Annotated in this window: 16 protein-coding genes and 3 other annotated features; of the genes, 11 read left to right on the top strand and 5 right to left on the bottom strand. The window is 38.8% G+C overall.

Features of this window, described 5'->3' with window-relative positions:
• Positions 1-10: 10 nt before the first annotated feature.
• From dnaI to J7E66_RS14025, 7 genes are all read left to right on the top strand, one after another.
• Complete coding sequence (gene dnaI / locus J7E66_RS14055) at positions 11-940, top strand: primosomal protein DnaI (RefSeq protein WP_215001014.1); 930 nt, start codon at positions 11-13, stop codon at positions 938-940.
• Positions 941-1,087: 147 nt separating this feature from the next.
• Complete coding sequence (gene ytxC, locus J7E66_RS14050; RefSeq protein WP_215001012.1) at positions 1,088-1,966, top strand: sporulation protein YtxC; 879 nt, start codon at positions 1,088-1,090, stop codon at positions 1,964-1,966.
• 96 nt (positions 1,967-2,062) lie between these two features.
• Positions 2,063-2,311 (top strand) — a binding site (T-box leader).
• Positions 2,312-2,397: 86 nt separating this feature from the next.
• A complete protein-coding gene (thrS, locus tag J7E66_RS14045; protein ID WP_215001010.1) occupies positions 2,398-4,332 on the top strand; it encodes a threonine--tRNA ligase in 1,935 nt (644 codons plus the stop codon).
• A 174-nt stretch (positions 4,333-4,506) separates the two neighbouring features.
• Positions 4,507-4,638 (top strand) — a sequence feature (ribosomal protein L20 leader region).
• 134 nt (positions 4,639-4,772) lie between these two features.
• The gene (gene infC / locus J7E66_RS14040) at positions 4,773-5,291 is read left to right on the top strand and encodes a translation initiation factor IF-3 (RefSeq protein WP_168246258.1); all 519 of its coding nucleotides are present in this window, start codon (positions 4,773-4,775) and stop codon (positions 5,289-5,291) included.
• A 17-nt stretch (positions 5,292-5,308) separates the two neighbouring features.
• Positions 5,309-5,509: a 50S ribosomal protein L35 gene (gene rpmI / locus J7E66_RS14035; RefSeq protein ID WP_066258063.1), complete on the top strand. Its 201-nt coding sequence runs from the start codon at positions 5,309-5,311 to the stop codon at positions 5,507-5,509.
• Positions 5,510-5,547: 38 nt separating this feature from the next.
• The gene (gene rplT, locus J7E66_RS14030; protein WP_168245286.1) at positions 5,548-5,907 is read left to right on the top strand and encodes a 50S ribosomal protein L20; all 360 of its coding nucleotides are present in this window, start codon (positions 5,548-5,550) and stop codon (positions 5,905-5,907) included.
• A gap of 98 nt (positions 5,908-6,005) precedes the next feature.
• A complete protein-coding gene (locus J7E66_RS14025; protein WP_168245285.1) occupies positions 6,006-6,266 on the top strand; it encodes a DUF1294 domain-containing protein in 261 nt (86 codons plus the stop codon).
• An 18-nt stretch (positions 6,267-6,284) separates the two neighbouring features.
• On the opposite strand, the gene J7E66_RS14020 is transcribed toward J7E66_RS14025, so the two are convergent.
• The gene (locus J7E66_RS14020; RefSeq protein WP_215001008.1) at positions 6,285-6,662 is read right to left on the bottom strand and encodes a sigma-w pathway protein ysdB; all 378 of its coding nucleotides are present in this window, start codon (positions 6,660-6,662) and stop codon (positions 6,285-6,287) included.
• A 170-nt stretch (positions 6,663-6,832) separates the two neighbouring features.
• On the opposite strand from J7E66_RS14020, the gene dut reads away from it, so the two are divergent.
• Positions 6,833-7,267: a dUTP diphosphatase gene (gene dut / locus J7E66_RS14015; RefSeq protein ID WP_215001005.1), complete on the top strand. Its 435-nt coding sequence runs from the start codon at positions 6,833-6,835 to the stop codon at positions 7,265-7,267.
• Positions 7,268-7,456: 189 nt separating this feature from the next.
• Here dut and J7E66_RS14010 read toward each other — a convergent pair whose 3' ends face one another.
• The 3 genes from J7E66_RS14010 to J7E66_RS14000 are packed head-to-tail and all read right to left on the bottom strand — an operon-like array spanning position 7,457 to position 11,327.
• A complete protein-coding gene (locus J7E66_RS14010) occupies positions 7,457-8,611 on the bottom strand; it encodes a Ger(x)C family spore germination protein (RefSeq protein WP_215001002.1) in 1,155 nt (384 codons plus the stop codon).
• 27 nt (positions 8,612-8,638) lie between these two features.
• On the bottom strand, positions 8,639-10,198 hold the full coding sequence (locus tag J7E66_RS14005) for a spore germination protein (protein ID WP_215000999.1): 1,560 nt from the start codon (positions 10,196-10,198) through the stop codon (positions 8,639-8,641).
• A 31-nt stretch (positions 10,199-10,229) separates the two neighbouring features.
• The gene (locus J7E66_RS14000) at positions 10,230-11,327 is read right to left on the bottom strand and encodes a GerAB/ArcD/ProY family transporter (RefSeq protein WP_215000996.1); all 1,098 of its coding nucleotides are present in this window, start codon (positions 11,325-11,327) and stop codon (positions 10,230-10,232) included.
• Positions 11,328-11,572: 245 nt separating this feature from the next.
• Between J7E66_RS14000 and J7E66_RS13995 the strand changes: the two genes are divergently transcribed.
• Entirely contained in the window at positions 11,573-12,658 is a 1,086-nt protein-coding gene (locus J7E66_RS13995; protein WP_215000993.1) for a M42 family metallopeptidase, read from the top strand.
• A gap of 87 nt (positions 12,659-12,745) precedes the next feature.
• Here J7E66_RS13995 and sspI read toward each other — a convergent pair whose 3' ends face one another.
• Entirely contained in the window at positions 12,746-12,952 is a 207-nt protein-coding gene (gene sspI, locus J7E66_RS13990) for a small acid-soluble spore protein SspI (RefSeq protein ID WP_088089203.1), read from the bottom strand.
• Positions 12,953-13,071: 119 nt separating this feature from the next.
• On the opposite strand from sspI, the gene J7E66_RS13985 reads away from it, so the two are divergent.
• Together J7E66_RS13985 and pheS are read left to right on the top strand one after the other, a co-directional pair.
• Positions 13,072-13,821, top strand: a complete 750-nt coding sequence (locus tag J7E66_RS13985; RefSeq protein WP_215000991.1) for a TrmH family RNA methyltransferase — start codon at positions 13,072-13,074, stop codon at positions 13,819-13,821.
• 61 nt (positions 13,822-13,882) lie between these two features.
• Positions 13,883-14,130, top strand: a binding site (T-box leader).
• Positions 14,131-14,204: 74 nt separating this feature from the next.
• Complete coding sequence (pheS, locus tag J7E66_RS13980) at positions 14,205-15,242, top strand: phenylalanine--tRNA ligase subunit alpha (protein ID WP_215000989.1); 1,038 nt, start codon at positions 14,205-14,207, stop codon at positions 15,240-15,242.
• Positions 15,243-15,269 lie beyond the last annotated feature (27 nt).

Raw genomic sequence — 15,269 nt, 5'->3', positions numbered from 1 at the left:
GTGACCAAAATTGGAAAAAATCAATCGAACATTGAAAAGATTAGCTTCTAATGAAAGCTTTCAAAAACGATATGAGCAACAACGCAGGCAAGTCCTTGAAAATCCGGATATTCAAGCCTTTTTAGAACAACATCAAAATGAGATTGATCAATCCATGATTGATAAAAGCATGAGTAAACTGTACGAGTATACGAACCAAAGCAAGGAATGCCACAAATGTGAAAGTCTGGATAGCTGCATCAATTTCATGAAGGGATTTCACCCAGAATTGGTATTATCCCGAAACTCCATTGATGTTGTTTATAAACGCTGTCCTCGAAAAATCATGGCAGATGAAAAAAAGAAAAATGAAAAACTAATCAAAAGTCTATATGTGCCAAGAGACATACTTGAGGCCACCTTTGAAGACTTTGAAGGAGACTCAGGTAGGCTGGATGCCGGAGATAAGGCCGCAACCTTTTTAATGAATTATGAGGCAGGTAAAAAACCAAAGGGCCTCTTTCTTTACGGGAAATTCGGTGTCGGAAAGTCCTATCTATTAGGGGCAATCGCCAATGAATTGGCAAAAAAACAGATTTCTTCGATGATTGTCTATGTCCCTGAACTATTAAGGGAAATGAAAAGTTCGATTGCTGATTCGACTTTGAATGAAAAAATTGAAGCATTAAAAAGAGAACCGATCCTAATGCTTGATGATATTGGTGCAGAAGCTGTCTCAAGTTGGACAAGGGATGAAGTTTTAGGGCCAATTTTACAGTTCCGTATGCTTGAAAGCCTGCCGACATTTTTTACCTCAAACTTTAATTTTGGGGAGCTAGAGCATCATTTAACCTACAGCCAGCGGGGCGAAGAAGAGAAAATGAAAGCCCGACGAATCATGGAGAGAATCCGCTCCCTGAGTGTGCCAGTGATGGTCGATGGTCCAAACAGACGGGAATAAAACGTGTTTTCCGGATTGCTGAAACAGGTCAGCAGTCTTTTTTTGGGATTTTTTTCTGTAAATAACAAAAGCAACTGTCAGCTAACTTCTATTTTAGCCAAGTCCCCCATATATATTAACAAAGATTGGCTTAAAGGGGGGATTTGGTTGGCGGAAATCATCTTCCAAAGCAAGCTGGATGCTCAAAAGTTTTATTACCACTTGCTGGAGTACTTACCAAATAATTATGATAAAGAAACTATTCTTCTAATAGAAGATCAACATATAGTAAAATTTTTAGGTAGCTTCTTATCCATTGAAATTTCTACTATGGTTAAAAATGCATTTTACGAATTTATTACGAACATAAAACGTGACGATTGGTTCAGGGAAATATTAAAAAACCGTTATTTTTATGAGGATCTAGAAGTGCAGCAACAAATAATGGAAATTATCTATTCCATTCTTGAAGGTCAAAGAGAAGATCTGATTGTCTTTTTGAAGGATAGAAATGAAGAGCCTAATATTAGAGCAGCTATCGAGTATATCTTTCAGGATGATATTTCTTTTTCGTTTGACTCCTTTCATAAATTTCGTTTGCGGCCATACCTCCAGTTACTGGAAGGTTATGTTGAGATTGCCATTGATGAATATAAAATGGAGCAGGAGTATCAAATGTTTGTGCAAATGCTCAGGGACTTTTTAATGAACAGGGAACCCAAAATGGACGTTCTTCATTTATTGTTTGACGAGGAAATTACTTTTTATAACGACCAGTTTGTAGAGATGAAAAGAGCTGAATTAATTAGATTGATTGACCGAAAGTTACTTGTTAATCATCCTGTTTATGTCGATTCTGCTTCCATTGCACCACTTTTATCGCTTGCGCCTACAACTATTTTTCTGTATACAAAAGACCCAGAAGAACCCTTAGTTCGAACAATCAAAAACATCTTTGAAGAAAGAGTAACTGTGAAATCGTTTGCGTCCCTCCGTGAAGTTAAAAAATGGGCGGCAGATAATAATTCTTCGGAAAACCATGCTTGAGATACAGGAATTTTTGTAATAATTTGTTTTTGTAGGTTGATGTCCCTTGATTTTTAGGGAATTAGTCATTATAATAACGTACATAGAATATTCATAGCAAAAGTAATGATAAGGATAACAGTATTTTTTACGGTTTCTAGAGAGGGAGGACAGGGCTGAAAGCCTCCTAACACGAAAATAATACTTACCACCTTTAAACTTCAGCAGTGAACACTTCATGTTTTCTATGAAGTCAGTAATTGTTGACGGCTACAGCCGTTAACTGACCAAAGTCATTTTCAATGTGTGCCATTCGAAAATGAAAAATTGGGTGGAACCACGTGTTTATCAAAACTCGTCCCTATTCCAGGGACGGGTTTTTTTATTTTTCAAAAGCGAATTTTCTGGGCAAAAATGACCCGAAGACGCTTCATTACAAAGGAGGAATTACCATGTCAGACGTTGTTAAGATTTCGTTTCCAGATGGGGCAGTAAAGGAGTTCCCACGTGGAACAACAACGGAAGATATCGCCGCTTCCATCAGCCCCGGCCTAAAGAAAAAAGCGATTGCCGGTAAATGGAACGGTCAACTTTATGATCTTCGCCGTCCAATTAATGAAGACGGTTCAATAGAAATCGTCGTCCCTGATTCCAATGATGCTTTAGAGATTTTACGGCACAGTACAGCACACTTAATGGCACAGGCTATTAAAAGGCTTTATCCTGGTGTGAATTTAGGAGTTGGTCCTGTTATTGAGGGTGGTTTTTATTATGATATGGACCTTGAGGAATCATTAACTCCTGAAGATCTGCCAAGGATTGAAAAAGAAATGGCGAAAATCGTCAATGAAAATATTGAAATTGTTCGCAAGGAAGTAAGCCGTGCGGACGCTGTTCAGCTATTTAAAGAAGCGGGTGACCCTTATAAGCTGGAACTAATCGAGGCCATTCCTGATGAGGAAACAGTGACAATCTATGAGCAAGGTGACTTTTTTGACCTTTGCCGTGGTGTCCATGTTCCATCGACAGGAAAAATTAAAGAATTTAAATTGTTAAGCATTGCGGGTGCATACTGGCGCGGTGACAGCAAAAATAAAATGTTACAACGTATCTACGGAACAGCCTTTTTTAAGAAAGAGGATTTAGCTGAGCATCTTCGCTTGCTTGAAGAAGCGAAAGAACGTGACCACCGTAAAATTGGTAAAGAGTTAAACCTTTTCACTAGTAACCAATTGGTAGGACAGGGATTACCATTATGGCTTCCGAAAGGCGCAACAATTCGTCGTGTGGTTGAACGTTATATTGTTGATAAAGAACAGCGTCTAGGTTATGACCATGTGTACACTCCGGTCATGGGCAGTGTTGATTTATATAAGACTTCAGGTCACTGGGATCATTACCAGGAAGATATGTTCCCGATCATGGAAATGGACAATGAACAATTAGTTCTTCGTCCAATGAACTGTCCACATCATATGATGGTGTACAAGAACAGCATTCACAGCTATCGTGAACTTCCAATCCGAATTGCCGAACTTGGAACAATGCATCGCTATGAAATGTCTGGTGCCCTTTCAGGACTACAGCGTGTTCGTGGAATGACTTTAAATGATGCACATATTTTTGTTCGTCCTGACCAAATTAAAGATGAATTCAAACGGGTTGTTAACCTAATCTTAGCGGTCTATAAAGACTTTGATATTAATGACTATTCCTTCCGTTTATCTTACCGTGACCCGCAAGATACTGAAAAGTATTTTGACGATGACGCGATGTGGGAAAAAGCACAATCGATGCTGAAGGATGCCATGGATGATCTTGGTCTTAACTACTATGAGGCAGAAGGAGAAGCAGCATTCTACGGTCCTAAGCTTGACGTTCAAGTTAAGACAGCTCTAGGGAAAGAAGAAACACTTTCCACTGTTCAATTAGACTTCTTATTACCAGAACGTTTTGATTTAACATATGTTGGTGAGGACGGCAAGCAGCATCGTCCAGTCGTTATCCACCGTGGCGTTGTGTCAACAATGGAACGATTTGTTGCCTTCTTAATTGAAGAATACAAAGGCGCTTTCCCTACTTGGCTGGCTCCAGTACAGGTACAGGTTATTCCAGTATCTCCTGGTGCACACTATGATTATGCTAAGCAAGTACAGGAGCAACTTCAAAATGAAGGATTACGTGTCGAATTAGATGGCCGTGATGAAAAAATCGGCTATAAAATTCGCGAAGCTCAAATGCAAAAAATACCATATATGCTGGTTGTTGGTGATAAAGAAGTCGAAGACCAAGCTGTCAATGTCCGTAAATATGGTGAACAAAACTCAGAAACAAAGCCATTTTCAGAGTTTTTAGCAGCAATCGTTGCTGAAGTGAAAAGAGGATAATTTTTATTCGGAAGAGGGAGTAATCTCTCTTTCTTTTTTTATAATAAAAAAATATATTGAATAATTTTCAGTTTCTTGCTAAAATAAATTTCGTTGTCAAAGGAAATAGTTTGTTTGACATTACGTCTTTGCTTATGTTATATTAACTAAGGTGGAAAATTGAATACTTGTTTTTGGGAAAAGAAGAAGCACCCGCTTCTCACCTGATTGACGCAATTGGCAGTTGGCAGGTTTACGTGAACTTTTTGGTTTTATTACTTATGTTCTGTAAAGTGTGGGTGCATTCATCCGCACTTTTTTGTTTGTTCACTTAATAGCACTGCTAAAAAGCTTTACTACCTGTTGATTCAATAGGGTGTCAGACGTTTAGGTTGAAAAGGGTTCCTTATGATTTTCTTGACCAAAACGTTGTATTCGTGATAAAACCTTGGAGGTGGCTAATTATTAGCAAAGACATGTTGTTAAATGAGGGCATTCGCGCTCGCGAAATCCGCCTAATTGATCAAAATGGCGAACAGTTAGGGATTAAAACCAAAACTGAAGCCTTAGAGATTGCCGGAAGAGTGAATCTTGATTTGGTACTAGTAGCACCAAATGCAAAGCCTCCAGTCGGCAGAATTATGGACTATGGCAAGTTTAAATTCGAGCAGCAAAAGAAAGAAAAAGAAGCTCGGAAGAATCAAAAAATCATTACTACTAAAGAAGTTCGTCTCAGCCCAACGATTGATGAGCATGACTTTAATACAAAGTTACGTAATGCGATTAAGTTCTTGGAAAAAGGCGACAAGGTAAAAGCTTCAATCCGTTTCAAGGGCCGGGCGATTACCCATAAAGAAATTGGTCAACGTGTGTTAGACCGTTTTTCAGAAGCGTGCAAGGAAGTTGCAACGATCGAATCCCATCCTAAAATGGATGGCCGGAGCATGTTCCTGGTTTTAGCACCTAAAATCGACAAGTAATAAGGAGGATATCCCAAATGCCAAAAATGAAAACTCACCGTGGCGCTGCAAAGCGTTTCAAGAAAACTGGTTCAGGTCAACTTAAACGTGACCACGCTTATACAAGCCACTTATTTGCTAACAAATCTACAAAAGCAAAGCGTAAGCTTCGCAAAGCATCCCTTGTTTCTAAAGGTGATTTCAAACGCATTCGTCAAATGTTAACTTACATGAAGTAAAAATTTAGTGATCGATTTATATATTGGAGGGAAATTACATGCCACGTGTAAAAGGCGGTACAGTTACGCGCAAGCGTCGTAAAAAAGTTCTTAAATTAGCAAAAGGTTATTACGGTTCAAAACATACATTATACAAAGTTGCTAACCAACAGGTTATGAAATCATTAATGTATGCTTTCCGCGATCGTCGTCAGAAAAAACGCGACTTCCGCAAATTATGGATTACTCGTATCAATGCAGCAGCTCGTATCAACGGTCTTTCTTACAGCCGTTTAATGCATGGCTTAAAGCTTGCTGGTATCGAAGTAAACCGCAAGATGCTTGCTGAATTAGCAGTAAGCGATGCAAACGCATTTGCTGAATTAGCAAACGCTGCAAAACAAAACATTAACAAGTAATTAGAAAAGCTAAAAGCGCGCTTAGGCGCTGGAGCTAGACATATGTAAAGGCCATTCTCTTTGATGAGGATGGCTTTTTCTATAAGGGGGTATTGGATATGAAAATATGGTTATTGGCCTATCTAATCATGAATATCGCAGGACTCGTGATTATGTGGGAGGATAAGAAGCGGGCAAAAAAACATGAGTACCGAATCCGAGAGAGGACCTTGTGGCTGGTGGCATTATTTGGGGGCGCTGTCGGTACGACGGCAGGGATGCAGCTTTACCGCCATAAAACGAAGCATACATCGTTTAAAATTGGTTTTCCTGTCCTAGCAGTAATCGAACTCGTTCTTCTCATTAAGTTTCTGCTCTAAAAAGAGCATGAATGGCGGCTAATCCTGCAAAAATTCCTTCACCGGACTTTTCCAATGGATTTCAGCATTCGGATAACACTCAAGGATTTTTTTATCCATATAAAAAAAGTCATCCTTAACTAGCCCTTTTAGCGAGACTGCATTTTCAGGCGAGATGATGATCGAGACGACGTCAAAGGTGTTGTCAGCAGCACCCATGTATTTCTCACCAGCAAATATAGCACCTTTATAAGTAAGTAAGAAATTTTTTCTGACATCCTGATCATCAATTAATAAAAAACGTTTATGTTTACGGGCAGCTTCTAGTTTTCGTTTCGATGTAAAAAGGGATTTTAACACATAGCTAAATAAGAAGAATAGGAAAAACAACAATACGAAGCGCAACAACCATATCATGGCTAAGCCTCCTACACCTTTTTTCCTTCTAATACGATTCATCAGGAAAAAAGTTTCACTTTTATCATTTATGGAAATTGGCGGGCTTGATTATTAAACAATAGTAAAAACAAGACAATATATTAATCAACAATTAAGCTACATAAAAATTTCTTGAAACGAGGTTCGAAATGGAATATAAATTGAAAGTTAAATTAATAAACGATGATGCTTTATTACCCTATCGAGCGCATGAAGGTGATGCTGGATTAGATTTATTTTCTATAGAGGAAAAAATAATCAAAGCAGGGGAAGCTGGTTTAATAAGAACGGGTATACAAATTGAATTACCTAAAGGAACCGAGGCGCAGATTAGGCCTAGAAGCGGTCTAGCCTTAAATCACTCCATAACTGTGCTTAATAGTCCTGGGACTATTGATGAAGGGTACCGAGGGGAAATAAAAATTATCCTTATTAATCATGGGAAAGAGGATTTTACAATTGAAAAACAAATGAGAATTGCCCAAATGGTTATTGCCCCAGTATTAAAAGTTAACCTTATAGAAACAGAAATATTATCGGATACGGGTAGATCAGAAGGTGGATTCGGTTCTTCCGGTCAATAAAAGTATTATTGGACATTCGTTCCTTAATTAGAATTTGGGCTTTGCAGCATCAAATTTCTTCAATAAGGTGAGAATGTCCCTTTTCATACTATTTTAATCGATAATCTTCTGAGAATAAAAATAGGTATGGTTCCCCTTTTATACCAAAAAAGATTAGAACATTTTCTATTTTTTTTATGAAGTATTTCTTCACTTACTTAAGCCGATTCTTCTTATAAAAACTTTTGAATGGATGCTTACGTCTACTTGTGAAAACTCCTGGTTCCAATTCTTCTTATAAAACGTATTCCATGCTTTTGGATATTCTCTGTAAACGGCATGGCCAAATCCAAATATGTCTGATTGAAAGTCTTTTTGAGCCCCATTTACTACCAATTGAATTCGGGCTTTTATCTCCTTTTCAATATTTTTTTGGGTCTCTTCGATTACTTTTGGATTAAATAATACTAGCTTTGAAGAATTTTCAATTGCACTCAGTTCTGAGGTAACATTTACAGTAAGTTTCATTTGTCCATGTTCAAGATGGGGAAGAATTTTGGTTTTTGATCTAATAATATCAAAACTAATATTTCCCCCGCCTTTTTCCTTTGGGACTTCAATGGAAATGACTCCTCCTTCTATTTCATTACGAAGCCATAAAATTCCACGGGTTTCAGTTTCATCCATCCAGCCTATTAGCTTGTCTTTTTTAAATACAGCAGCCCCATTAATAGCCTGTGTTTTTCCTGATTCATTTTTTGTATCTACTTCTAATGAAGTTAATTTATACTGAGGGGCATATGGTTCTAATCCATCTGTAAGAAGCATGTTCAAAAAGTCTCTGACATAAACCTTTAAACCTACACTTAGCTTTGCAAGTTCCTTTGTTTCTTCTGCCGAAATACTTTCTAAATTTGGTATGTTTTTAATAACATCGGAAGCCTCTCCTTTTGTAAACATGATAAAACTGTTCATTCGAGATTGATGGAACCTTTTATAAAAATCAATAATATTAGATACTCCCTTCCTAGCTAAAGCCTCACCGATCAATAAGATCCTGCTTTGAGAAAAAAATACACGTCTTGATAGCTTCAGTTGTAAATTTCGGTAAGCTTCAGAAACGGTCACACCTTTCTCTGAAATGACAAATGTACTGCGTTCTTTTCCTCCTCCATTACTTCCTCCAGAGGGTCCTAACTTAGATGGTATGGCTACTTGAAGGGTTAAGCGAATCATATCGTCTTCAACAAGGTCTAATCCAATCGCGGTTACAATGGCAATATCATTCACTTCAATCCGGTTCCAACAACCTGTAAGCAAAAAAACGTTTATGCCGACTATTAGCAGCTTTCTAATCGCTTTCATAAGCACATCCCGTCCTTTTAAAACGAACTAGTATTTACGGTTCCGGGGACCTAATCTCTTCAAATTCCTTTTTCCTGTTTGTTCTGGGCGTTCATTCATCATCCACCAAGGAGCACGAATAAAAACGTCTTTAAGGTTGTTAAAATTAAGTGGGGCAACAGGGGCCAAATAAGGAACACCAAAGGAACGAAGTTGAACAAGGTGAACTAAAATAAAGAAAACTCCTAATAAGATCCCATAAAACCCTAACGTTGCGGATAAAAAAATCATTAAAAACCGAAGGATCCGAATAGCTCCTGTTAAGGTATAACTAGGAAACATAAATGATGCAATGCCTGTAGTGGATACAACGATGACTAATGGAGCAGAAACAATTCCTGCCTCAACAGCTGCTTGGCCGATTACTAATGCCCCAACAATACTAACGGTTGATCCAATTGGACGCGGCAATCGTAACCCTGCTTCACGCAATGCTTCAAAGGTTATTTCCATTAATAGGGCTTCGATAACCGCTGGAAAGGGCACCGTTTCCCGTGAAGCCGCAACACTAAACAAAAGATTGGTTGGCAGTAATTCCTGATGGAAGGTAGTCACAGCAATATAAATGGAGGGAAATAATAGTGCAACCAATAAAAATAGATAACGGATGAATCGAATAAATGTTGCCATGATAAACTTTCCATAATAGTCTTCAGGAGAACTCATCATTTGAAAAAAAGTCACAGGAACAACAAGAGCAAAAGGGCTATTTTCAACGATAATCCCAATCCTGCCTTCAAGAAGGTTACCGACCACTCGATCTGGTCGTTCAGTTTGCAATATTTGCGGAAACACTGAGAAAGGATGATCCTCAATAAGCTCTACAATGTAGCCGCTGTCCTCAATCGCATCGATATTAATCTGGTTTAATCTACTGCGAACTTCTTCTACGATTGAATGCTGTGCAATCCCATCAAGATAGGAAATGACTACTTCGGTTTGGGAAAGGTTCCCGATTTTTATACTTTCGAATTTAAGTTTAGTTGTTTTTAAGCGTCTTCGAATCATGCTTGTATTGGTTCGGATATTTTCAGTAAAGCCTTCTCTTGGTCCTAAAACGACTGCTTCGGATAAAGGTTCTTCAATTGAGCGCTTTTCCCATGCTTGTTCACTAATAAAAAGGAATTGTTTAAAACCATCAATTAGTAAAACGGTGTCACCTAACAAAATATGATTAATCACTTCCTGAATTGTTTCTCCTTGTTTTACTTGAGCTGAACTTAGTTCTTCTACTATGGTACCAATTGTCGGTTTAGGGTTATTTAGGAATGCATCATTGTTTTTGACTAAAGGAGTTATGACATTTAATTCAATTCTTTCTATACCCACTAGTCCATCGAGATAAAGAATCATAGCCGAGTATGTAGAGCTTATTTCAAGCTCACGATATCTAAAATCTGAAGCCCCTTCAAAATACTTCCTTACCTGTAAAAAATCTTCCTGAAGAAACCCTGATAATTGATCGTTTCCTTTTTCCTCCTGAATTTTGTCTCGGTTTTGATTTTGGATAGTCGAATTTAATTTTTTAATCCGTCTTAAATTTCTCAATGAACGTACCACCCTTATTGATTAAATGAGACTATAGAAGGCCCAATTTTTTACGAATCATTGCGATGAAAAGTAATAAAATTGGCACCATGATTTGTAATAGAGTCATAAAATATGGAACATAAAACTTAAATCCAAAAACTAAATGTTCAACATAATTAGGTGAGCTTATGAGCGATAAGGGGGTAATAATTAACCCTAGTGCAATCAATACGGAACGAGTTTGTTTTAACTTGAATAATTGAGAAATAGCAATGGAAGCACCGAATGTAAATCCTCCCACCTTAAAAAATACTCCTGCTACCATCATTAAAATAACTAGGGCATCAAACCGCTCAAGAAAGTCTGCAACAGAAACCATTTGAGTTGCAGCAAGCAGTGTAAAAAGGTCCTGGCTGTAAATTTCCGGTCCTAATGTAGAAATCATCATAATAGTATTAACTGTTAACAGGATTCCTCCGATAATTAGACTGAACAATCCTATCTTTCTTATATTTTGTTTATTACTTAGAAAAGGAAAAAACATCATAATGACAACGGTTTCGCCAAATGGGAAGTTTATGGCTGTTGGAACTGCTTTTTTCAATAGGGGCGTTACACCATTACCTAATACAGGAGTTAGATTTTTTACATCAAATGGATCAACACTTAGTAATAGAAGCCAAATCAGGATAAGAGCAAAAATATATATAGGAAAGACGATTTCCGCCATTCGCCCCAAAGTCTCTACTCCGCCCAGCAAGCAATATATCATTAACACCATAAAGCTTCCTATTACCACTAAGATTGGGGTTTTAGTTAGGATGGTTGAGACAATCAGATCCCCCAATTCTCTGCAAGCTCTTGCAGCAGAATAGGTAAAATGCGCAATATAAAGCAGGATAATGGGATAGGAAAGAAACCTTCCGATTATCTTTGGAAGCATCTGAACGAGTGTATCCCCTGAATAATAGGTTGATAATTGCGTATAAACAACCATTAATAATAGACTGGATACCATTCCGATTAAGATATAGATCCATGCATCCTGCTTCGTGTCTGCCCCTAATCCCAAAATCATCGCGGTGCCTAATACATAGCCTGCCATTAAATAAAAAAGCTGGATTGCACTGATTTTTTCCTTAATCATTAATTTATCTCCCTTTTGCAGTAAGAAAAGCTTATGACATACAAAAGCAAACCCGTCCTTAACAAAGTATTCCTTTTTACTTAATATTCTCCATAAAGATACATGTTATCCATGAAGACTAGATTCCGTGAACCTCTTAAAGAATCAAAGGATGCTGAGTTATTTAAACCAATCAGAGCGAAATTTGTAACTTTACAATTTACTTCTGTATAATAAAATTGTACCTATACAAAGGGGGCGAAATAATGGAAAAACTAGATGAAACCTTGACGATGTTAAAAGAGTTAACTGATGCCAAGGGTATTCCCGGCAATGAGCGTGAAGTTCGCGAGGTCATGGAAAAATACATAGCTCCATTCGCTGATGAAATCACAACCGATGGACTTGGCAGTTTGATTGCTCAAAAGGTAGGTAAAGAGGGCGGCCCGAAAATCATGGTGGCTGGTCACTTAGATGAAGTCGGGTTTATGATTACTCAAATCGATGACAAAGGTTTCCTTCGTTTTCAAACGGTTGGCGGCTGGTGGGGGCAGGTCATGCTTGCACAGCGTGTGACGATTGTTACAAGAAAAGGAGATGTAACCGGGATTATCGGTTCTAAGCCTCCGCATATTTTATCACCGGAAGCTCGCAAAAAACCGGTTGAAATTAAAGACATGTTTATTGATATTGGTGCATCTAGCCGTGAGGAAGCCACTGAATGGGGCGTTCGTCCAGGTGATATGGTTGTGCCATATTTTGAATTTACAGTGATGAACAATGAAAAAATGCTATTAGCCAAGGCTTGGGATAACCGGATTGGCTGTGCAATTGCCATTGATGTCCTGAAACAATTAAAGGGTGTAGATCATCCGAACGTTGTTTATGGGGTAGGTAATGTTCAAGAAGAGGTAGGGTTGCGCGGTGCTAAGACAGCCACTGCAAAAATCAAACCGGATATCGGCTTTGCTGTTGATGTCGGTATTGCCGGAGATACACCTGGAATTTCGGAAAGAGAAGCAATGAGTAAGATGGGGAAGGGACCACAAGTTGTTATCTATGATGCCTCACTAGTAGCGCATAAAGGTTTACGTGATTTAGTGACCGATACAGCCGATGAATTGAACATCCCTTATCAATTCGAGTCCATTCCTGGCGGCGGTACAGATGCAGGGTCAATCCACTTGACACATCATGGGGTTCCGGCGCTTCCGATTACGATTGCGACGCGCTATATTCATTCACATGCGGCTATGCTCCATCGTGATGATTATGAAAACGCAGTGAAGTTGATTGTCGAAGTTATTAAGCGCTTAGACCGAGAGACTGTTGACAAAATTACGTTTGAATAACTTTTTGTGGGGTCCCCGGATGAACTTTGCCGGGGATTTTTTTAAATAAAAAACTGCCGATGGGTAATCGGCAGCTTCAACAAATGATTACTTTAACCCGCTTTCAAGGGTTGTAAGCATTTCTTTTTTCTCATCTTCGGATGAATTTTTCCAAATGATTTCAAATAAAACACCAAGACCTGGGAGCATTTTTTCTTCCCCATTTTGAATGGCATCAACAATGGTATCTTCTAATTGATCTTGTGTATTTCCCGAAACATTGTGAACAATGGCATTACGTAAATTTAAATTCATGTATATGCACTCCTTTTTATCCTGTATTTCTTAAATAGTTTTTCTACTTTTGGTTTTATTATGTATTTTTATTAGGCTATAATTAAAAAATCATCGTAATTGTAAAAGGAGAGCGGGTTTTGAAATATATTGAATCGATAAATAACCCTAAAGTAAAACAGTGGAAAAAGCTTTTAACCAAAAAAGAACGGGATAAGTCAGGAACGTTTTTAGTTGAAGGCTTTCATTTAGTGGAGGAAGCGCTAAAACAAGGAGAGCAAATTGTAGAAATCATCGTTTCTGAAAAAGTAGATTTACCTTCCCGCTTCGATACTGGTTCGACGCCAGTAATACAAGTCACGGAAGAGATATCGAATGCATTAACAGATACAGAGGCACCACAAGGAGTTTATGGGGTTTGCCGAATAGCAAATGCTGAAGTGGTAGATGCCAAGACCTTCCTATTTATTGATGCCGTTCAGGACCCAGGAAATCTCGGAACAATGATTCGCACAGCAGATGCAGCAGGGATCGACGCCGTTGTGGTAGGACGGGGAAGTGTGGATATTTACAACTCAAAGGTCCTTAGGTCGGCACAAGGAAGCCATTTTCACCTTCCGATAATAAGAGGCGACCTTCATGAATGGATGGACAAACTTCAGGAAAAAAATATTCCTGTATACGGTACAGCACTTGAAGGGGCATCTGCATATACTGACATTTCCACTGGTGATTCGTTTGCCCTGATCGTTGGAAACGAAGGGAATGGCGTCGGGAAAGACATACTCTCAAGCACCACAGCCAACCTGTATATCCCGATTTACGGCAAAAGTGAATCCTTGAATGTTGCTGTTGCAACAGGGATTCTACTCTATTATTTGAAAAAATAGGCGGAAACTAGTTTGACCTTTACAGGGAAATTATTATATAATAATGAACAATATTGAATATTAAAGAACGATGACGGAGAAAAGTACCTTATTTAGTGACCATTTAGGGAGAAAGTGCCGCGACTGAAAGCACTTTTATGGAAATGATAAGCGAAGTTCACCTCCTGAGTTGGCATCGGGACCATTTTCGCTAACGAAAATGTAAAGATGCACCGGCAGATGCCGTTATCCGAATGAAGCGAACACAATGTTTCTTTACATAACGTGTTTACAAGGGTGGTACCGCGAACTATAAACCTCGTCCCTTTCCAGGGATGGGGTTTTTTTGTTTTTTCATTGGTGCCTGACACCGATCAACTGATTAATATTAAGGAGGAATTGACATGCAAGAACGTTTAAAGGAATTGCAGGAAGAGGCTATTCAAAAAATTGAACAGTCGGTAAGCTTAAAAGAATTAAATGACATTCGTGTTGCCTACCTAGGTAAAAAGGGCCCAATCACGGAAGTACTACGCGGAATGGGAAAGCTTTCTGCTGAGGAGCGTCCAGTTATGGGGGCATTAGCAAACGAAGTCCGTGAAACGATTGCCGTTAAAATTGAAGCCAAACATACGGGGTTAGAAGAGGCGGCTGTTTTAGAAAAATTAGCTTCTGAAAGCATCGATGTTACCCTCCCAGGACGACCAGTTAAGGTTGGAAACCACCATCCACTGACAAGAATCATCGAAGAAATTGAGGATTTATTCATTGGCATGGGGTATCAGGTAGCGGAAGGTCCTGAAGTAGAGCAGGATTATTATAACTTCGAAGCGCTTAATTTACCGAAGGGGCACCCGGCCCGCGACATGCAGGACTCTTTCTATATCACAGAAGATATCCTGCTCCGTACCCATACATCACCTGTTCAAGCTCGTACGATGGAAAAGCACCAAGGCAAGGGTCCTATCAAAATTATCTGCCCAGGAAAGGTGTACCGTCGTGATAATGATGATGCGACACACTCCCATCAATTTATGCAAATCGAAGGTCTTGTGGTCGGTGAGAACATCCGCATGAGTGACCTAAAAGGAACATTAGAAGTTTTTGCGAAAAAAATGTTCGGCGAAGATCGTGAAATCCGCCTGCGTCCAAGCTTTTTCCCATTTACTGAACCTTCAGTAGAAATGGATATTTCTTGTAAAATCTGCGGTGGTCATGGCTGCAGCGTTTGTAAGCGAACAGGCTGGATCGAAATTCTTGGTGCCGGTATGGTCCATCCTAACGTTCTGGAGATGGCTGGATATGACTCTAAAAAATACACTGGCTTTGCTTTCGGTATGGGACCAGAGCGGATTGCGATGTTAAAGTACGGTGTGGATGATATCAGACATTTCTATACAAATGATGTTCGTTTCTTAAAACAATTTTCAAAACACGAGTGAAACTGAATGCTTCAACCCAAGCCGTTG

It is taken from the genome of Bacillus sp. ISL-7 (genome assembly GCF_018613065.1).
This window is presented reverse-complemented; position numbering and strand designations above follow the sequence as displayed.